Source organism: bacterium, assembly GCA_022616075.1.
In the GTDB taxonomy this organism is placed as follows: domain Bacteria; phylum Acidobacteriota; class HRBIN11; order JAKEFK01; family JAKEFK01; genus JAKEFK01.
Map to the genome: position 1 here is coordinate 20,374 of JAKEFK010000373.1, position 19,424 is coordinate 39,797.

23 protein-coding genes are annotated in these 19,424 nt (G+C 48.8%); 9 read left to right on the forward strand and 14 right to left on the reverse strand.

The features are described from left to right. The first annotated feature begins 2 nt into the window (after positions 1-2). The 5 genes from L0156_28905 (at position 3) to L0156_28925 (ending at position 2,695) form a co-directional block, all read left to right on the forward strand. Positions 3-632 carry an ethylbenzene dehydrogenase-related protein gene (locus L0156_28905; protein MCI0607025.1) on the forward strand — a complete coding sequence of 210 codons (630 nt, stop codon included), beginning with the start codon at positions 3-5 and terminating at the stop codon, positions 630-632. Further along, positions 629-865, forward strand: coding sequence for a hypothetical protein (locus L0156_28910; protein MCI0607026.1), 237 nt, complete (start codon positions 629-631; stop codon positions 863-865). The genes L0156_28905 and L0156_28910 overlap by 4 nt, the downstream gene beginning before the upstream one ends. Continuing rightward, positions 862-1,479, forward strand: a complete 618-nt coding sequence (locus tag L0156_28915) for a molecular chaperone TorD family protein (protein ID MCI0607027.1) — start codon at positions 862-864, stop codon at positions 1,477-1,479. Before L0156_28910 ends, L0156_28915 begins: the two co-directional genes overlap by 4 nt. 19 nt (positions 1,480-1,498) lie before the next feature. After that, a complete protein-coding gene (locus tag L0156_28920; protein ID MCI0607028.1) occupies positions 1,499-1,879 on the forward strand; it encodes a hypothetical protein in 381 nt (126 codons plus the stop codon). Positions 1,880-2,053: 174 nt separating this feature from the next. Then, complete coding sequence (locus tag L0156_28925) at positions 2,054-2,695, forward strand: hypothetical protein (protein MCI0607029.1); 642 nt, start codon at positions 2,054-2,056, stop codon at positions 2,693-2,695. A gap of 25 nt (positions 2,696-2,720) precedes the next feature. Here the strand turns inward: L0156_28925 and L0156_28930 are convergent, their stop codons facing one another. The 9 genes from L0156_28930 to cysC all read right to left on the reverse strand — a co-directional run bounded on the left by L0156_28930 (position 2,721) and on the right by cysC (position 10,453). Next, positions 2,721-3,998, reverse strand: coding sequence for a hypothetical protein (locus L0156_28930; protein ID MCI0607030.1), 1,278 nt, complete (start codon positions 3,996-3,998; stop codon positions 2,721-2,723). Between the two features lie 2 nt (positions 3,999-4,000). Next, positions 4,001-5,359: an ammonia-forming cytochrome c nitrite reductase subunit c552 gene (locus L0156_28935; GenBank protein MCI0607031.1), complete on the reverse strand. Its 1,359-nt coding sequence runs from the start codon at positions 5,357-5,359 to the stop codon at positions 4,001-4,003. A 12-nt stretch (positions 5,360-5,371) separates the two neighbouring features. Then, complete coding sequence (gene nrfH / locus L0156_28940; protein MCI0607032.1) at positions 5,372-5,836, reverse strand: cytochrome c nitrite reductase small subunit; 465 nt, start codon at positions 5,834-5,836, stop codon at positions 5,372-5,374. Positions 5,837-5,929: 93 nt separating this feature from the next. After that, positions 5,930-6,820, reverse strand: coding sequence for a universal stress protein (locus tag L0156_28945; GenBank protein ID MCI0607033.1), 891 nt, complete (start codon positions 6,818-6,820; stop codon positions 5,930-5,932). A gap of 25 nt (positions 6,821-6,845) precedes the next feature. Further along, on the reverse strand, positions 6,846-7,424 hold the full coding sequence (locus tag L0156_28950; protein ID MCI0607034.1) for a universal stress protein: 579 nt from the start codon (positions 7,422-7,424) through the stop codon (positions 6,846-6,848). Continuing rightward, positions 7,396-7,761 carry a universal stress protein gene (locus L0156_28955; protein MCI0607035.1) on the reverse strand — a complete coding sequence of 122 codons (366 nt, stop codon included), beginning with the start codon at positions 7,759-7,761 and terminating at the stop codon, positions 7,396-7,398. Before L0156_28955 ends, L0156_28950 begins: the two co-directional genes overlap by 29 nt. A 61-nt stretch (positions 7,762-7,822) precedes the next feature. After that, complete coding sequence (locus L0156_28960; protein MCI0607036.1) at positions 7,823-8,686, reverse strand: GGDEF domain-containing protein; 864 nt, start codon at positions 8,684-8,686, stop codon at positions 7,823-7,825. Then, entirely contained in the window at positions 8,683-9,738 is a 1,056-nt protein-coding gene (locus tag L0156_28965) for an alcohol dehydrogenase catalytic domain-containing protein (protein MCI0607037.1), read from the reverse strand. The genes L0156_28960 and L0156_28965 overlap by 4 nt, the downstream gene beginning before the upstream one ends. A 199-nt stretch (positions 9,739-9,937) precedes the next feature. Next, on the reverse strand, positions 9,938-10,453 hold the full coding sequence (gene cysC / locus L0156_28970; protein MCI0607038.1) for an adenylyl-sulfate kinase: 516 nt from the start codon (positions 10,451-10,453) through the stop codon (positions 9,938-9,940). A gap of 59 nt (positions 10,454-10,512) precedes the next feature. On the opposite strand from cysC, the gene L0156_28975 reads away from it, so the two are divergent. After that, complete coding sequence (locus L0156_28975) at positions 10,513-10,689, forward strand: multicopper oxidase domain-containing protein (GenBank protein MCI0607039.1); 177 nt, start codon at positions 10,513-10,515, stop codon at positions 10,687-10,689. A 52-nt stretch (positions 10,690-10,741) separates the two neighbouring features. On the opposite strand, the gene L0156_28980 is transcribed toward L0156_28975, so the two are convergent. The 4 genes from L0156_28980 to L0156_28995 all read right to left on the reverse strand — a co-directional run bounded on the left by L0156_28980 (position 10,742) and on the right by L0156_28995 (position 13,230). Continuing rightward, entirely contained in the window at positions 10,742-11,269 is a 528-nt protein-coding gene (locus L0156_28980) for an aminoglycoside phosphotransferase family protein (protein ID MCI0607040.1), read from the reverse strand. 54 nt (positions 11,270-11,323) lie between these two features. After that, positions 11,324-11,599, reverse strand: coding sequence for a hypothetical protein (locus L0156_28985; protein ID MCI0607041.1), 276 nt, complete (start codon positions 11,597-11,599; stop codon positions 11,324-11,326). A 38-nt stretch (positions 11,600-11,637) separates the two neighbouring features. Continuing rightward, positions 11,638-12,117: a CBS domain-containing protein gene (locus L0156_28990; protein ID MCI0607042.1), complete on the reverse strand. Its 480-nt coding sequence runs from the start codon at positions 12,115-12,117 to the stop codon at positions 11,638-11,640. Between the two features lie 657 nt (positions 12,118-12,774). Then, positions 12,775-13,230, reverse strand: a complete 456-nt coding sequence (locus tag L0156_28995; protein ID MCI0607043.1) for an OsmC family protein — start codon at positions 13,228-13,230, stop codon at positions 12,775-12,777. Between the two features lie 110 nt (positions 13,231-13,340). Here L0156_28995 and L0156_29000 point away from each other — a divergent pair, with 110 nt between their 5' ends. After that, positions 13,341-16,073 (forward strand): GNAT family N-acetyltransferase, encoded by a 2,733-nt coding sequence (locus L0156_29000; protein ID MCI0607044.1) that lies wholly within the window; start codon positions 13,341-13,343, stop codon positions 16,071-16,073. A gap of 134 nt (positions 16,074-16,207) precedes the next feature. Continuing rightward, the gene (locus L0156_29005; GenBank protein ID MCI0607045.1) at positions 16,208-18,409 is read left to right on the forward strand and encodes a PQQ-binding-like beta-propeller repeat protein; all 2,202 of its coding nucleotides are present in this window, start codon (positions 16,208-16,210) and stop codon (positions 18,407-18,409) included. Positions 18,410-18,434: 25 nt separating this feature from the next. Here L0156_29005 and L0156_29010 read toward each other — a convergent pair whose 3' ends face one another. Next, positions 18,435-18,911, reverse strand: a complete 477-nt coding sequence (locus L0156_29010) for a VOC family protein (protein ID MCI0607046.1) — start codon at positions 18,909-18,911, stop codon at positions 18,435-18,437. Positions 18,912-19,110: 199 nt separating this feature from the next. Between L0156_29010 and L0156_29015 the strand changes: the two genes are divergently transcribed. After that, positions 19,111-19,424: ABC transporter substrate-binding protein (locus tag L0156_29015; GenBank protein ID MCI0607047.1), on the forward strand; the 314-nt coding region annotated here is incomplete at its 3' end.

The window sequence follows — 19,424 nt, forward strand, 5'->3', positions numbered from 1 at the left end:
TTATGAAAAGAGTTGCATTCATCTTACTTCTGATCGCAATCGCTGGATTCGCTTTTTACTGGTTCAACCGTGGACCGAAAGAGCCACCCGCATCGACCGGCGAAGTACAAGCGTTATTCCTCGAATCTATTCCTGTAAAAGCGGACGATCAAGCATGGCAGGATGCCCCGCGTTACAGCGCTCAACTGCTGCTGCAGGACATTGTGGATCCACGATTGATGAAACCTTCAACAACTCAGGTAAAAGTGCAAAGCATTACGAACGGACGCGAAGTTGCGTTCTTGATGCAGTGGGAGGATACGACAGTCAATGATTTACCCGTTCCTGCAAGTTTTGCAGACGCCTGTGCCGTTCAATTACCATCTACCAGCAGCGCGGATCTCCCTGCGCCACAAATGGGAGAAGAAGGACGCCGCGTAGAAATCACGTACTGGTCGGCGATCTGGCAAGCTACAGTCAACGGCAGAGAAGAGGATATCAAAACAATCTATCCGAACAGCGCTGTGGATCACTATCCCTTTCAAGCACCTTCTTTAGCTTCAAACCAGGCAGAACAAGAAGCGATGGCGCAGCGTTATGCTCCGGCTCGTGCGCTTCAGAATGCGATGGCAGGACCACGCACTCAACCGTGATTGCGGAAGGGCCCGGCACACTTACTCCGGTTGCAAAAACGACTTCACGCGGTTCAGCAGTCAGATCCTCCAACGGCTGGAACGTCTTGATCGTGCGCGCTTTGCCGGATGGGCTTCGCTCCGTTCAGCGATCGCAAGTAGCCTTTGCGGTTTGGGAAGGATCCAAGCAGGAAGTCGGGTCAAGGAAAATGCGTACGGCATGGATCCCGTTTGCGATAGGAGTAAAACAATGAAGAGTAATGTTAAGAAGACCATTCAACATGCAGCAGAATGGAGGCTCGCCTCGTTGCTGCTATCCAGACCGGGCGCCAACTGGCACGGGGAAGTCCGGTCTCTCGCACGCGAAAGTCTCAACAAGGATTTGCAGAAAGCGGCAACAGAAGCATTGAGTCACGCCTCCGAAGAAGATTATCTGGCTTTGCTGGGACCGGCCGGCCACATTTCACCGCGCGAAATTGCTTATATCGGCCTGGAAGATCCAGGTTTGGTGATTGCCGATCTGATGAATTTTTATGATGCCTTTCATTATGAACCGCATGCAGAAGATCCAAACGATCATATCGCGGTACAAACGGGTTTTGCCGGTTTTCTTGCTTTAAAAAAAGCATACGCTATTTCCACGAACAATCAGGAAGCGCATAGAATTACACGCGTTGCGCTGAAGCATTTCCTGGGAAAACATCTCACGCGAATGATTCGCGGAATGGCATCAAATCTAACGGGATGCGAACCGAAATACCTTCGAAACGTCATGCGTTATTTAATGCGATGCGTCAGCCATGTGCCGCTGCTGCCAATTCAGAAAGCGCCCCAACTGACGGAAGAAACAATCCGCTGCGGTCTGTAGTCTAAGCATGGAGGTAATTGTGCGAACTCTGCTGATTGCTGTTCTTTTCTTACTACCCTTTGCTGCTGAAGCGGTAGAACTAACGCCCAAAGATTCACCATGGAAGCTGGATATTTATGGTGTGATTCTCACAAACGCTTACTGGAATTCCAGCGGAGTCGTCGGTTCCGATGTTCCCTTGTGGGTCGTCTCGAAAAGTGATCCGCGCGCTGAAGACACGGAATTTTCGATAACCGCGCGCCAGACACGCTTCGGTTTTCGTATCAACGCTCCGGATGTTGGCTCTGCAAAAGTGAGTGGACTTTTAGAAAGCGATTTCGTTGGAGGTTTTCCGGCATCGGGGCAGGCGCCTTCTTTTTCGAATCCGCGCATGCGCCTTTCCTGGGTAAAACTGGATTAGGAAAATACTTCGTTCACAGCCGGACAGGATTGGATCATCCTGGCTCCCCTAAACCCAACAACGCTTTCTCATTTTGCAATCGTCGGACTGGCATCCTCCGGAAATCTATGGCTTCGCTATCCACTTCTCCGCGTTGATCACACTCACGCCCTCGGGTCCGGAAAAATTCAGCTGATGGGAGGCATTGTTCGTCCGGTCAGTGGATCGGATGTTCCTGCTGGTGGAACATTGATTGATGTTGGAGGCGCAGGCGAACGCTCCGCCATGCCCTTCTGGCAGGGGCGTTTGGGGTATTCGCGCCCCTTAGCAAATGACAAAACCGTGGCATTCGGGATCTCAGCGCATTATGGAAAAGAGGATCACCGACTTCCTGCATTCAGCAAAGAAATCAATTCATCGGCCATAGCAGGCGACTTCATCGTCCCGTTAGGAAAAGCAATTACAATGCAAGGTGAAGTTTTTACTGGTTCGAATCTAGATTCGTTTCAAGGAGGCATCAACCAGGGTTTCGAACTGTTCACTACGAACATCGAATCACTGGACACAACAGGAGGATGGGTACAGATCTCAGTCACACCGCCGCAAAGCAAGAATCTTTCGTTTCATGTTGCTTACGGCTTAGATGACCCCGAAGAAAAAGGGAGCGCTTCCAACGTTCAGCGTTTATGCAACTCAACCTGGATGGGCAGCATCTTCTACCGCTTTTCAAAACAGTTTCAAACAGCGATTGAGTACAATCACATCACCACGGAGTATTTTCAATCCGGAGACAACAGCGCCGATGTGGTGAACTTTGCCGTCGGTTTTTGGTTTTAAACGATTTTGCCAAACGGGTTGCAGTTCACTGCGCGCTGATAGGATATTTTTTCCAGATGAACCGCACAATTGAGAATTCGTGCAGAATGGAAAGGACCAACGCGGCCAGTAAAAATGTTGCTCCGGCTCGAATGGCAAATGTTGAGGGGACGATGATTCCAGCAATGAAGGCGGGAAGTCCTGCCACCCAAAGCGCAAAGACTGTAATTTGAAAAACACGAACAGGCATATCCACAGGACGCGGGACCTCGCTCGACCCGGTGCGCGAGAATGCATGATACCAGGTAAATATGGATAAGATTTTCGGTTTTAAGCCTGTAATGATTTGACTGAGAAACCCTATGAAACCCAGTCCACCATAGGCAAGAGCGACACGAAGCGTCTTTTCACTAGGAGGCAGGTGTAACAACACCAGACCCAGTACCACACAAACGACGAGGCAAAAAAACGCAAACGGAGCATGCAGCATTGAGAAATCAGGTCGTGGCGGTAAAGGTGGAGGAGCAGGTTTGCGATTCCTTGCCGTTCGGATTGCAGATCCAAAGAACATAGAAATCCCTGCTGCAATCAAAATCGCAAATATAGTTGAGGTCCTTGTTTCCAATATTGCGCTAATGAAAATGCCTCCAATTCCAACTTCAAGGGTCAGAAGACTAAACCATGGAAGTCGCCCTTTAGCTGGTTCGCCTGGAAGAAACATCGGTAGGAGTCTGTAACCAACTCCAAAAACCATCATCGTTGCCCAACCAATCGCCATCAAATGCACATGCGCAATCACATTGGGAGAAGAGGAAGTCGGTAAGAAACCATAGATTTTGTGAAGCGCAAGGAGGATCCCCCAGGCTCCACCGGCAAATACGTTCATGAAAGCAAAAATAATGTGGAATTTCACAAAACCAGGCGCCTTTGTTTGAGACAGAGCGCGCAAAATTTTGATTCCCGTGAGTACGAGCGCCAGATACACGCAGCCCGCAGACCACGCCATTCCCGCAGGTCGATCAAGCAGGAAGTGGGCCGACATTCCCAGGACACCGGTAGCGTAAAGGAAAAATATTATCCCGTCATGAGTTTTTGCTGACAGATGTATCTGAAGTCCCATCGGAGCCACCATAAAGAGGGTTCCGATTATATTTGCGGAAATCCAACCAAGTGTCACCAGATGCGTCAAAGCAAGGATCCGTGGATGGTAATAAAATCCGGTCAGATCCTCAGCAAAAACAATCGCGCCGGATAGGGCGAGCGCGAAACACAGACTCGCGAACCCCTGATAAAAAAGCGGCAATTTGATGGGAGGCAGTTCCATCCTTATTGAAGAGTCCGAAGAGAGACCTGGCCTTTTCGCGAAAAATTGATGGATTCGGCAAGGATACGCTCCGCTTCTTCCGGCGCATGAAAGCCCGTTGAATTTTCCGCTTCAACAAAATCAAGGTAAAACTGAGCTCGCCTCTGGAACTCGCGAGCTGCTTTCAGTTGCTCCTCTGATCTTCCCAAACTCCTGGCTGTCTTGATGTCCTGAATCAATTCAATCACCGCATCCATAGCCAGATTGCGAAGTTTGAAAACACGCTCCTGAATGATTTCTACACGCGTTCTTAATTCTTCTTCGGACCAGCGATGACATGTTTGGCACGCACGGTTGATATTCAAAACCGGACTCCGCACATGATGATCGCTAATTTTCAACGCACCCACTCGTGTATACGGCATGTGGCAATCCGCACAGGCAACGCCTGAACGGGAATGAATCCCCTGGTTCCACATTTCAAATTCAGGATGCTGCGCTTTCAACGTTTCAGCGCCTGTTTCGGCATGGACCCAATCACGAAACTTCTCTTCTTCGTAATAGGAAAAAATTTCGTCAACCTTAATCCCTTTATGCCACGGGTAAACGAGTCTCTTTTCTTTCCCTTTGAAGTAATACTCAACATGGCACTGACCGCAAACATAACTGCGCATCTCCTGACGCGTCGCCATCTGATTCACGTCATAATCCGGAATTCCCTGCGAAGCTTTCCATACACGGATACCTTCCATGAACCCAGGCCTTGTAACACGCAAGGCCATGGAACCTGGGTCATGACAATCAATACAAGAGACAGGATGAGAAACGAGCTTCCGTGATTCCGAATAAGGCATAGAGTTGATTTTTTCAAAGCCCGCGAACAGAACGCCATTTCCTGCCTTTTTGTAAGGAACGTATACGGAAGCATGGCAATGCAAACAGGTACCCGGTTGCTTTGCAACGATCTGCCTTTCCGTATAGGTTTGATCCAAAAGCATGTATGCATGTCCGCGCTCTTCGCGAAAATCTTTTGCAAAAGCATAGCCGGCCCAAATTATTTTCAGCCGAGGGTCTTCTTCTAAACGCGATTGCGCAACAACAGAGCGCGGATCGGCCTGGCTAGGAGTGCGAGGAATGGCTTCACTGCCCCCAAAACGTGTCCGTATTTGATCGACTGTTCGTTTGTAACCGTCATACTGCAAAGGAAAGTTCTTGCCCCAGAGGGCTGAGTCTTCCGTGTTATCATCCAGATCCACTACACGATAGAAAGGATTTCGAGCTTCCTGTTTCCTTTCCATAATATTCACCAGCAATGCAGCGCCGCCTGCAGCTGCGGCCGCTGCAATTACAGCGATCAGCAACCTGCTTGCAGTTTTATTCATATTCGCTTCACCCTACAAATGGCCCACTGTTGAGTGACAGGATATACAAGAAATTTTTCCCATGGATTGATCTGCCCCTTCAATCGCCTGAACGATTTCTTCGTGACAACTGCGACACGCCCCTTCTGTTACCTTTCGATTCCGGTCATTAATCTGAATCGGCTCGTGAAAACGTCCGGTTGTGAAACGAAAGGAATGCCAGAAACCGTTTGAAGCTTTCGTCATATATTTCGGAATCAGGCTATGCGGTGTATGGCAATCATTGCAACCGGCTACCGATCGATGACTTGATTTCACCCAACCGTCGTATTGCTCATTCATGATGTGGCAATTTGCGCAGGCCGCAGGGTTATTCGTTAAATAAGAAGATCCTTTGGCATAAAGAAAAGTATATGCTCCAAGCCCGACCGCTCCGCCGATCGCTACTGATACCAAAATAGTTACAAAATCCGAAGACTTGAAGAGACTTTTGAGCATCGGAAAATCTGGCTACCTTTTTATACCATAATCAAAGATGAAGGTAGGGCGACGCTTGCGGTCGCCCTGATGCGGTGGGAACAAGCCCCGCCCCTACTGTGCTAGTTGCGACACGGAAACGGTGATCACCGGAATTTTGCTCCTGGCGACGATGCCGGCTGTAACACTACCCATCAACACGCGTTCCAGTCCTTTCCGGCCATGAGTTCCCATTACGATAAAGCCGATGTGATGCTCTTCTGAGTAGGAGAGGATTTCACGGACCGGATCACCGATCAATGTCGCCACTTTTTGATTTCCAACAAGGTAATGATTCTTCAGATCTTTTTGCAGTGTCAGATTTACATCCGTTCCTGCGATTGGCGGAATTGTCATATTTAGAAATGGATAAACGCTGTTCAAATCAGTTACAGTTGGCAGATCGATCACATGGATGTAATGAAGATCAGCTTTCAAGAAGTTTGCAAATTCGACTCCGAGAGTCAGTGCCTTGTAGCTTGTATCCGAAAAATCCGTTGGGATCAGAATTCTGTCGAACCCATGGTATCTTTCATTCGCATGTTCGAAGTCTCGGACCACCATGACTGGAATCTGAGAATCGTGGGTAACCTTCTGGACAACACTTCCCAAAAACAATCGACCGACAGGTCCCCTTCCGTGACTTCCCAGTACAATTAAGTCGAAGCCGTTTTTACGTGCGAAATTTTGTATTTCGTCAGAAATCGACGCCCCCAGAATCAGATGCCGGTCACTATTCGGATAGACGCGTTGTGGGAAGAAATCTTCAAGTTTTCCGCGGAGATCCGCCTGCAAGCTGGAAGTCGCTACCACGAAAGGAGAACTGCCAAACGGGTATTCGCCCAATGTGGATACGTGAAGAGTTTCGACTCTCCCGCTGCCGTGCTCCGCAAGACTGATCGCTGCGAGCAGTGCAGCACGGGAAGGTTTTGAAAAGTCTGTAGCCACCAGTATTTTCCTGAACATGACATCACCTCCGTAAAACAATCCTTCAAATTAAAGTTAGTTCATGACCCACAATGTCTTGGCGCGATCTAGCAACCAACACCGGGCAAATTGAGTCTGTGACAACCTTTTTTGCAACACTGCCTAGAAACAACTCTTCTTTTACCTTTCTTGAATGATGGCCTAGCACCACGAGATCGATTTGATTCTTACTCACTATCTTCAGAATCTCTTCAGCCGGATGCCCGGATCCTACTAGAAATTTCGCGGTGCACCAGTCTTCTTCGGTTGGGTCCACAAATTCCATAAGCTTGTCTTTGACCCATTGCTGTTGAGCCTCCCACTCGTTTGCGTGGACTTTTGGCACGGTGTGGAAAATGGTTATTTCTGCCTGATACATCCGCCCAATCTGAAGAGCGAGTTTAGCGACCTGGCGGCTGTTCAAATCGTAATCCAACGCGCAGAGTATCTTTTTGATTTCGACGTGGCGCACGTCATCCTCCCGGATGAAATGATGCGTCGGCCGGCATACTGTAAGAACCGGCAGCGCGGCCTTGTGCAAAACTTTGTTCGTCACAGATCCGGTAAAAAATTTTTCATGACCGGAAAGGCCATGCGTTCCCATCACAATCAAATCGCAAGCCGTTCTCCTGGCTGTTTTGTAAAATCACGTCCGTGGGATTTCCCTGTTCAATGATTTTTATGGCTTGGACCGAATCCATGCTTCCAATGAAACTGTCCAGCTTTTCTTTCGCATTAAAAATCAGAGCTTCGTGAACGGTCTCTACATAATCTCCTTGCAGATAGCTGATCGTCTGTGAAAGGTCAGGAATGGAATGACAAATAACCAGCGGCGCATCATTTTCGTGAGCAAGCACAACAGCGTAACGCAAGGCCAACGACGAATAGTCTGAAAAATCCACCGGGCAAAGAATTTTCTTGAAGACCCTCATGGAAGACATCTTTCCTCCGTTTTGTTGATTGAGCAAATGGCGTACCAGAGCTCTGGCAGGCTGTGCACCTTCATCCCCTTAAGCCGGAGTGACAGATTGTCGAGTTTGTTGACAAATCGGCCATCTTGTGCCGGATTCTATTTTTGCCCGAAGCTTTTGCCGCATACATCAGACGGTCAGCCTCCGTCAACATCTCCTTGACCTCAGGAAAATGCTCTACATAGGTCACGGCGCCAATGCTCAGCGAAATATTCCAATGTTTATCCCGCATTTGCTTCTTCCAGCTCTCCTGCAGTTTGTGAATCGCAACCTGTCCCGATTCGAAATTAGTCTCCGGTAATAAAACTACAAACTCATCTCCTCCAATACGCGCAACCGAATCGGAGCTTCGTATATTCTGTTTGAGCACTGAGCCGACTTCTTTCAAAAGGATATCTCCAATATCGTGGCCTGAGCGATCGTTCATTTCTTTAAAATCATCCAGATCAACGTAGGCAATGGTAAGCGGATGTTTGTGCCGAATGGCTCTTTCTCGCTCTTGATTCGCAGCAGCTAAGAAGACTCGCCGGTTCGGAAGCTCTGTTAAAAAATCAATCCTGGCCGACGCTTTTTCCCGTTCCAGATTGGACTTCAATAAAGAAATGACAATGGAGATGCCTATGAAAAAGGAGAGTCTCAATGCGGCATTCCACAAGACAATAAAGGGCTCCCATTGCGTCAAGCGAAGATCCACGATCATCCATGCGAATACAGAAGCGCAGCAGAAAACAATCCCCACAGTTGGACCGGCCAGCCACGCACCGAAAAAGATCGGCACGGCGTAGAAAACGTAAAGAGAAACCTTCTGCGCGGTGATCAGGTCTGCGTAACCGATCAAGCCGATCACCGCGCAACCGAAAATCAAAATGCTCCATCTGGCGAGCACTGTCTTCATGGCCGGATTGCCACCTTCAGGACCCCATCCAATCTTTCGCTGAACAATTTGTACGCATCATTGATCCGGCTTAACGGGAAATTGTGGGTCAACAAAAGCGATGGATCGAAACGTTTTGCCTGAACGATGCTTAACAAACGCCGCATCCTTTCTTTGCCACCTGGACACAAAGTCGTGACGATTCGATAGTCTCCAATACCTGCGCCGAAAGCCTGATAAGGCAATTCCAATTTCCCTGAGTAAACACCCAGGCTTGAAAGTATTCCGCCTGGACGCAAACATCGCAAAGAGCTTTCGAACGTCTGCTGTGTACCCAGTGCCTCGATCGCAACATCTGCTCCGCCTTCGGTAAGTCGTTTCACATCGGGAACAACGTCCGTGTGCCGATAATCAAGAACGACATCCGCTCCAACTTTCTTAGAAATAGCCAACCGATTCTCATCGCCATCCACTGCGATGATCAAAGAAGCTCCCATTAATTTGGCGCCGACTGTTGAGCAAAGTCCGATGGGACCTTGCGCAAAAACTACAACGGAGTCACCAATCTTGATTTTTGCCGACTCTGCGCCACTGAAGCCCGTTGACGCGATATCTGCGAGTAAGACGGCTTGTTCATTTGTGACGTTGTCAGGTACTTTTGCAAGGTTGGCCTGCGCATAAGGGACAAGGAGGTATTCCGCTTGCGCTCCATTGATCGTATTTCCAAAACGCCAACCACCAAGCGCTTCGTAACCGCCGCCATGACCACATTGCGAAAGGTGACCTGACAAACAAGCTCGGCATTGTCCACACGGTGTGATTGCGCCTACAAGAACACGATCTCCTACTTCGTATCCCGTGACGCCCGGACCAAGTTCATCTACAATTCCTACAACTTCGTGACCAATAATAAGCCCAGGCTGAACCCGATATTCACCACGCATGATGTGAACGTCGGTTCCGCAAATGGTTGTTAAACTCACCCGAATCACCGCTTCCCCAAAACCGGGATGCGGTCGCGGAACTTCTTCCACGCGAAGATCATTCACTCCGCGAAATACTGTTGCAAGCATCTTTTCCATAATTCAACCTCCGGTTTATCAATGAGCAAATCCTGCGCCAAATTGAGGCGGCCGCTATCCTGCTCATAAACGTTTGTATTCAAACAGGATCCAAAAGCACACAGAGTTGCAAGAACACTTTCACGTACGACAGATTGTCGGCCTGAATCCTATGCAGATGAATCGGCGAATATTCGAGAAGTGGCCCTGGTTAAATAAAGTGGATTGCTTCTATGATTTTTTGGGCGGCTTGTTCAGCAGAGATACGATCAGAATCCAAGATCAGATCCGCATGTTCCGGCTCTTCATAAGGTTCTTGCATTCCCGGTACGGTGGCCGCTTTTCCCTTTTGCGCTGCAGCAAAAATACCTTTTGGGTCACGCGCCACGCAAACGTCCAGCGGACAGCGAACATATATCTCCATAAAACGGGGAACAGCAGTGCGCATTGCATCGCGATATTTCCGCAGATTTGCGGTAGCATCCAGTAGTACATTCACACCATGATCCGATAAGACTTTTCCCATATATACAACAACCGAATAAAACCAATCTCTTTCGCTTCGCGAGTAATCCGGTTCAGGGGTTAAAATCTTGCGGAGCTGGTCTGATTCCAGATGTGCCGTTATGATTCTCCTTTCCTTTAGTTTCTCCAGAAGAAGCCTTGCGATGGTAGTCTTTCCGGATCCGGGTAGCCCGGTGAGCCAGATCACAAATCCAGGATTCATTTTTCCTACATTCTAAGCCTGGAAGCAATCCATTTTCTACTGATGAACTTTTGTACATTATGTCACAAGCAAAACCAACACTATGGCGGATGCGCATCCGATCCACCTTCACCTTGTTCATTTTCAAGTGTTGGACCGTCATCACTCGCTTTGACGGTTTTAGAGAACGCTATGTCTGGCATTGCCATATTCTGGAACATGAAGATAACGAGATGCGGATTATGGATGTGATCTGAAAATTTGAACGGTCACGATTTCAGAATCTTCACCTGATCTAAGGTGTCGTCGTTACAGGAGTTCGTTGATCCGTTCGGGTGCGAATGTTTCAACCGCGAGCACATTTTTTACGAACCCCAAAAGCTGTTCGCGAATGGGAATCGCGAGACGCGGGTACCAGACCGGATTTAATAAGACCAGTGAACGCCACGCGTAAAAAGGCTGGACCGTTTTGAGAATTTCGATGTCTTTCGTTGCATTTAAATAAGTTTCCCAGAATTTCAAAAACATTTTTTCGAAAGTGGAATACAAAGCGCCGTACTTCTGTAAGGAATGAAAAACATAATTGATTGTCATTGAAGTTACATCATCGGCCGGTTCCCCCCATTCGCCTCTGGAACGATCTAATACCGTAAAATCCACGCCCTTTCGAAAAAGAATATTCCAGGCATGAAAGTCGCCATGCACCTGGCTGAGCCTGTGAGTCATACGTTTCAGTTTCCAGCGCCATTTCAAACAAGCCATTTCCACTTGCTGCAAAATTTCTAACGTAGCTACCGGATCGTTGTGTGTGTAGAATAGAAGAGAGATACTCTTCAATTACCGCTTTGTTGCCTTGATCCATGCTGATCTCCTAACGCAAACAGTGTGCCTCTATTCTAGGCTACGTATCAATTCACTGTCTTTTCCATAAACATCATTGCGGAATTGCAAAGAACCATCTGCTTCGACCCAGGTAGTGAAGCAAACAATGTAAATCGGAAGTGGTTTTTTTAAGCGGGTCATTTGTGTCTTATTGCTTTTAATTCTGACCGCTAATTTTTCATCCGACCACCCTTCCTCTTCTAAAATCCAGTTCGCGAGATCCACGGCCCTTTCCACGCGGATGCAACCATGACTGAAAATATTTGCGCACAACGAAAATTCCAAATGGAATTGCTCTGCCACTATCTGGTCGATTCGTTTTTCTACTGCAACCGCGCCTGAAGTTGGCTTGCCCGCGGTTCGCAGATCGTAGCCAGTGTGTCGGTCAGCTCTTTTGTCGTGATCTCCTGCTTTGTTCCGGTCAGTTCCCGTTCCACTTCTCTGGCCAAGTCGTTGATCGATAGAACTCCTTCGACCTTACCATCAGAAGCAATGACCGGCAATCTGCGGACTTGATGAAGCCGCATCTCTTCTTCCGCTGCGGCGATCGTGTCGTTCGACGCACAGGAAAAGACTGATTTTGACATAGCAACGGAAACTGGAATTTCAAAAAGTGCGCGGCCCTGGGTGTAACCAGCCATGCAGATGTCGCGATCCGTAATGATTCCAATCACCTGTTTATTCAGATCAACGACGGGAAGCCATCCAATATCGAAATCCCACATCTTTTTTGCAGCCATGGAAAGATTATCGTCAGGGACGCAGGTTTCTACCGCTTGTTTCATAATTTGGGAGACTTTCATAATTCACCTCCTTTTCTTAAGGCTCGAAAAGAAATGGCGGCAAACACCATTTCTCGCCAGAGCGGGTGTTGCGAAGAGATAAAGTATCGCTTACGGGTCAACCTTTCAGCGGCTCTCTCATCTTCTCGCAACGGATTCAGTGTTTACCGCCATATCAAGAGTGAGCAAAGAGCATGCCAAACAAAACACGCCGACATAGTCGAAGAGTATCGTCGGACAGGAGATTCCACCAGATCTCTGTTACGAATCGTGGGACCGACTTTCTGTCGTTTCTTTGACTCTGTGGCATATGGGAATTGCTGATGCGTAACCTTAAGCAACTTTCGAAATCCGAGTTTTGCTTTTGCGGATGGCCTCGGGTGTTTGCGACGATCTCAGCGCTTGAATCCAACGCAAATCAAACAAGCGTTTGCAGAATGTCAGATAGCACTCGCGGCTGCAATACACACCATGATTGATCTCGATGAGCCGTCGAGCTTCCTTTCCGCATTCATCGCAAACCATAATAGTTAATGTGGCCATGGTTTCATTCATCCCATATTTAGCTCCGCAAAACTCGTGCCGCTTCTGATCGTGGAAACGGCCGGCCCATTTTTTCGAATCACAGTTGAGCGCAAATTGCCGTGCACAAGATCTTTTCAACAGATGGAGCGGCCTTTACGATGCTTGGATCAGAGGTTCCACAATCACTTCGGAAATGATGGAATTTGCTATGAAACAACTCTGGTGCGCCTCTTTCAAAAGTTCCTTTGCTCTTTCTATGTCGTGAATCGATTCCACGGCGATGCGAGGTTTCAATGTAACTTTACTGAACCGGAACTTTCCTTCCACTGATTCAAGAACTCCGATTGCATGTGAAGTGTAGTCAAGCACTGTCAAAGAGTTACGACTCGCAAGGGCCAGAAACGTCATCATGGTGCAAGAATCCACAGCGGCGACAAAAAGGTCCTCAGGCGTCCATACACCGGCCTCGCCTTTGAACTCCGGCGGACTCGCTACGCGGAATTCTTCTTTTCCCTCGGAACTCAGAATTCCCGCGCGCTGTCCGATTTTCACAACATCAGTTGAATAAGTAAAACTGCGTGGTTTTGTTAGGATCGTGGTTTGTTGCATATTGTTCTCCTGAAGCCTGTATGTGCAATATGTGTTCCAGCTATCACTGGGAATTGATCTGGCAACTGATTTGCTAAACTTAAATACACAAGGTGTAGTCAAGAAATCGAATGAACAAAACACACGCGCATTACTTACCGCCTCTCTATCAGGATTCTCCGGAACACGGACGATTGATTTTGCGTGATGGCTCAACAGCCACGATCCGGTTCATTCAACCACAAGATCAGGATGCGACACAAAAATTCTTTGAACGCCTTTCTCCGGAATCGCGCTGGCTCCGTTTCTTCTCTCTTGCAAAACCTGATCCGAAACTAATCCTATCCATGTGTAATCCGACCGATCCGGCCGCTCAAACAACTCTGGTTGTCACAAGAGTTGTTGGTGGAGAGCTGCAGATCATTGCGGTCGCAACTTACTGGGGACAGAAAGACAAAACTGCCGAAGTAGGACTTGCAGTAGACGATCTATTTCAAGGGAAAGGAATCGGCACACTTCTATTGGAGCGGCTTGCTCTTCTGGCAGTGCGGAATGGGTTTTTACAATTTACCGCGACAACGCATGCTTCCAATCATCCAATGCTGGAAGTTTTTCGCAGATCCGGATTCCCCATTCAGGAAGAACGAGAAGGTAGCTATGTGCTGCTCAAATTTTCAGTGCAACCCACAGAGTCAAGCGTAGAGCGATCAGAAACGGTGGATCGAATCTTTACAACAGCTTCCCTGCTACCGGTTTTTCAGCCGAAATCGATTGCAGTGGTCGGCGCATCACGCGATCCATCCAGCATCGGTTACAGGATTCTGGAAGAATTGATCAGGAACCGGTATCAAGGGCCCGTTTATCCTGTGAATCCGAAGGCGCGCGTGATCGGCTCAATTCACGCTTATCCAAGCGTAAAAAGTTTGCCGGAACCGGTGGATCTTGCTGTGATCACGGTTCCACTTCCCGCTGTGATGAGCGTTGTGGATGACTGCGCGGCAAATGGTGTACGCGCACTGATTGTCATTACAGCAGGTTTTGCCGAACTGGGTGGAAGCGGCAGTGAATTACAAAAACAACTGCTGGATAAGGTGCGCGGTTACGGCATGCGCATGGTGGGTCCCAATTGTATGGGAGTTTTGAACACAGATCCAAATGTGCAAATGAACGCCTCCTTTTCTCCGATTTTTCCGCCGGCAGGAACCGTCGCCATGTCTTCGCAAAGCGGCGCGCTTGGGATCACGATCCTTGATTTTGCGCGACAACGAGATCTTGGCCTTTCTACCTTCATCAGTGTAGGAAACAAGGCGGATGTCTCCGGCAATGATCTGCTGCAGTACTGGGAAGAAGATCCAAAAACAGATGTCGTTTTGTTGTACCTGGAATCTTTCGGCAACCCGCGGCGCTTCGCAAGACTGGCTCGCCGGGTCAGCCGTAGCAAACCAATCATTGCTGTAAAAAGTGGTCGAACACTTGCAGGAAAACGAGCTGCCGGTTCGCATACGGCGGCTATGGCCGCAAGCGACATTGCAGTGGAAGCGCTCTTCAACCAAACGGGAGTGATTCGCGCTCAGAGTCTGGAAGAAATGTTTGATCTGGCTGCAATGCTTGGGAATCAGCCGCTTCCGAAAGGAAGACGTGTTGGCGTTATTACAAACGCCGGCGGCCCCGGAATTCTTTGCACAGACTCCTGTGAAGCAAACGGACTGACGGTTCCGGAACTATCCAAACGAACTCAAGTAAGCTTAAGAAAATTCTTGCCGGCAGCTGCAAGCGTTAGCAATCCTGTAGACATGATTGCTTCTGCGCCACCGGAGCACTACCGCAAGACGATTGAATGCGTCTTGAATGCGGACGAAGTCGATGCGTTGATTGTGATCTACATTCCAGTAATGAATACTGAACTCGGACCGGTGAGGTCAGCGATTGCGGAAGGCATCGCAGCAACCAGAAAAAAGAATGGCGCGAATAAACCTGTCCTTGCCTGCCTGATGTCGGATAAAGAAGGAAGTGGGACGCTCCAGGTGGAAAACGAAAAGATTCCCGCTTATCGATTTCCGGAAGCTCCGGCGATGGTGCTCGGGAAAGCGGCTGGATACGCAGAATGGAGAAAAGAGCCTCCGGGAATCATTCCAGATTTTGAAGACATTGATCCCAAAACTGCGCGGAAGATTTGCGAGACGGCGCTTAAAGAAAGGGGCCCTGGTTGGTTGACGGCGCAGGAGTGCAGAGACGTTTTGAAAACAATGTTCTTGCCTTTACCGCAAGGAGATGTTGCCAAAACCGCCGAACAAGCTGCTGAAGCTGCAGCGAAAGTTGGTTATCCGGTTGCGTTAAAACTTGCATCGCATGAGCTTATTCACAAAACGGAAATCGGTGGTGTTCGTTTGAATCTGAAAAATGCCGAAGAAGTTAGAGAAGCGTTTAACGAAATTCGCAAACGTCTCGAAGTTTCCGGCAAAGTGCAGGCAGTGGAAGGAGTGATTGTTCAACCAATGATTTCAGACGGCATTGAACTGATGGTGGGCGCAACAGAGGATCCCTCCTTTGGTCCGCTCATTGCGTTTGGACTGGGCGGTATTCACGTGGAAGTTCTGGGTGATGTATGTTTTCGTGTCAATCCATTAACCGACAAAGATGCGGCTCGAATGGTTCGTCAGATTCGAGGGTTCAAGCTGCTTCAAGGATATCGCGGACATCCTGCCGCGGATCTCGAAGCCATTGAGAATCTGTTATTGCGAATTTCACGGCTTGTTGATGACGTCCCCGAAATTACAGAACTGGATTTGAATCCGGTCTTCGCCCTGCCTCCCGGTCAAGGTTGCATGATTGCAGACACACGCATCAAAGTGGGATGGGTCTGACACACCTGACAAAAATTCTGGCTTCTTGACAAAATGACTGCGGGTTCAACCCGCTTTAGAGAGAGCCCTCTGGTACACGACTTGCACGAACCCAGTTCGATTCGAATAAGTCGAGTTGACGGAGGTACAGAGTCATGAAAACGAAAGCATGGCTGATCATTTGTGTATTTGCATTCATCGGAACTCTCCTTAACGGAAACGCGGCAGGCGCTCTACTTGACTCGCAATCTGACGATTGGATGAGCTCCTATTACGCCTTCGTTTCCGCAAACGGAAATAATGAGGCGGCGGATGATTTCAATGTGATCGGTTCCATCGACCGCGTCTATGTCACCGGATACATGTTCAACTTTCCCTATCAGCATTTTCAGGGAGTTTGGGTGCGTTTTTATCAATACACCGCCGCCAATACTCCTGGCACATTGCGGGCCTCTTACTATCTTCGTTTCGATGATCCGAACCTACTGTACGATCCGGATGGCGCGGGATGGTTCGACATAAAACTTGCCGTTCCCTTTCAAGCGTCAGGCAAGCATTTTCTCTCAGTTCAAATTGTGGCTGATTGGTGGAACTGGAACAGCGCAACAAAGCGATTTGCGCCGATGTACACAAGAAGCAACTCCGGTTCATGGTCACCACTGAATCAAGGATTAACTTTCTGGCTGTACGGAACGGTAACCGGTCCCGGCCTCATCACAGAGATTAAGCCTACAACTGCGACCAGAAGCGGATTTATTGAAATTCTTGGTACGAATTTCAGCGACAACGGTCAGGTCTTGATTGGTGGTTTGCCCGCTGCACACTCCACATGGAACTCGAATCGCATCGTAGCGTATGTACCAGAAGGTGTTCTTCCCGGTTCACCAGTTGTACAGGTTCAGACTGCAGGTGGAATCAGCAACGGATTGCCTTTGACCGTCACAGACCGGATCGCGGATGGACGAGTGTTGTGGCGTTTCCGAATGGACGCACTCTATTCAATGGTTCGGCCAGCTCGCGCGTCTGACGGCACCATATATGTGATAGATGTCTATGGTCGTCTTTACGCTCTTGCACCCAATGGCGCATTGAAATGGATTGCCCGGAATGCGGGAGACAAAGGACTTGCGGTAGGACCAGACGGTACAATTTATACCGGATCGGAAAATGACGTAAAAGCATTTCAACCGGACGGCAAATTGAAATGGACTTTCGTTCAAAACCCGCGCGCCTTTATTCTGCTTGGCATCGGGGTTGGTCCTGACGGAAATGTTTACGGTGTTGCTTCAAGTGGTATGGGTGTTTTTTCCCTAACACCACAGGGCACTCTGCGTTGGACCACGCCGGAGCAATATAATCGCCCCATTGTTGACTATAGTGAAATTGTGTTTGGAATGAATGGTGGGACATGCCAGATGTACTTCTACGCCAACAATCACACGCGTGCGATCCGCTGTTCTGACGGAGCTCACGTTTTCTACGCGGCCGCTTCGCAACCTGTTGTCAGCCCACTGGACAAGTCGATCCACGTAAACGGCGGCGCTTTCAGTCCGTCGGGGCAACTGCTATGGCAATTCTCCACCGGCTATGGTCTGAGTTTTCCTGACGTCGCTTCAGACGGAACTCACTACGTAACCAGCGGCTCCTTGAATGTTTATGCGTTGAATCCAAACGGCTCTGAGAAGTGGCACGCGCCGTTGACGGACTACACGGGAACTCCTGATGTGGATCCGGGAAACACTCTCCTACTCTTACCCGGCAGCAATACTCTCAATTACCCGGGAATTATCCAGGGAATGAGTACGACTTCACAGAAGGTGCTGTGGAAAATTACATTGCCAATAGAAGAACCGCAAATCTATAACCCATGGACTGCTCAGTACGGCTTCAATCATTTTGTGAATATGCGCGCGAAGTTCTCTGCTGATGGAGGAGCTGCTTACCTTGTTACAGCGATAGCCACGGGCGGACTTACTACGGATCGCTGCTTCATCTACGCTATTAGTACGGGTGGTAGCAATCCACCGCCACCGCCGCCTCCGCCTGGCAACATTCTGCAAGTAACCAAAATTACTCTTTCCGCGCGTGAACGGAACGGCGTTGTTACAGTCAACGGAACTGCGACCATTCTGGATCAGAACAATGCGACCGTTGCCGGCGCAGTGGTAAAAGCAACATGGAAGCACCCCGGCGGGCAGCTGCTGAATCAATCCGCAACGACCGATTCAAAAGGATTGGCAAAATTCAGCACAACCAGTGGTCGAGGAACATACACTTTAACGATCATCGATGTTGCTAAATCAGGATACTCCTTCAACAAAGCTGGAAGTGTTTTGAGCAAGAGCATCACGAAATAAGTAATCCTGGAAGAGACCGCAGGCTCTACTTTTGGCCCATCTGCTCGAATGCTCTCTTACCGCGCTCGATTACTTCCTCTTCTGACAGATCTTCTTTATGGGTGCCGATGGACCATTCGTGGCCGAATGGATCTTTCAGCTTGCCGTAGCGGTCACCCCAGAATTGGTCCGCAACGGGCATGGATACAGTGGCTCCGGCATTGACAGCGCGTTGAAATACGCCGTCCACATCATCTGTATATATATGGAGCACAACCGGACTTCCGTTCAGTGACAGGGGAGAGAGAACGTGCCAGGATGGAAATTCATCAGCCAGAAACAAAATGGAATTGCCAATCTTCAACGACGCATGCATGATCTTTCCATCCGGAGTTTTGTGTACGCTTTTTGTCTCCGCTCCAAAAGCTTTGCCATAAAATTCAATTGCTTTTTCCGCATCGCGAATCACAAGATGCGGGGTGATCGTATGAAAACCTTCAGGTATTGCTTTTACGTTTGCCATAGAAAAACCTCCTTTCAAATTCTAGTGATAACCGTTATTGTGTGCCACTCAGCTAACAAGGGGAGGTTGGAAGAACTTCGAAAAAGACAATCCCCTCATTCATCTCCCCTTCATAAGGGGAGAAGTTGCGCAACCAGCTTTGGGACATTACACAGCTGGTGTTTGATATTTTCTCCGGACAAGTGCAAGATTAATCCGGATGAAGCCCCTCAAACTCTGGCTACTCCTATCTACGGGAATGATCTTCCTGGCCGGCTGCGGTGTCTCGGAAAGGGCTCCGCTGGAAGTTGCCTTCCGGAGCAGCATTTCCTATCTTGATCCGATCCGCGAAAACACCGTGATATCCAATTCCATCTACTGCAACCTGTATGAACCTCTCGTGGTAAGAGATTCAAACTTGAGGATCACGCCGGCTCTGGCCGTGGAATGGTCCAATCCTGATGACAGAACGTGGTTGTTTAAGCTGCGCGCAAATGTGCGGTTTCATGATGGTACTCCTTTGCGGGCCCGGGA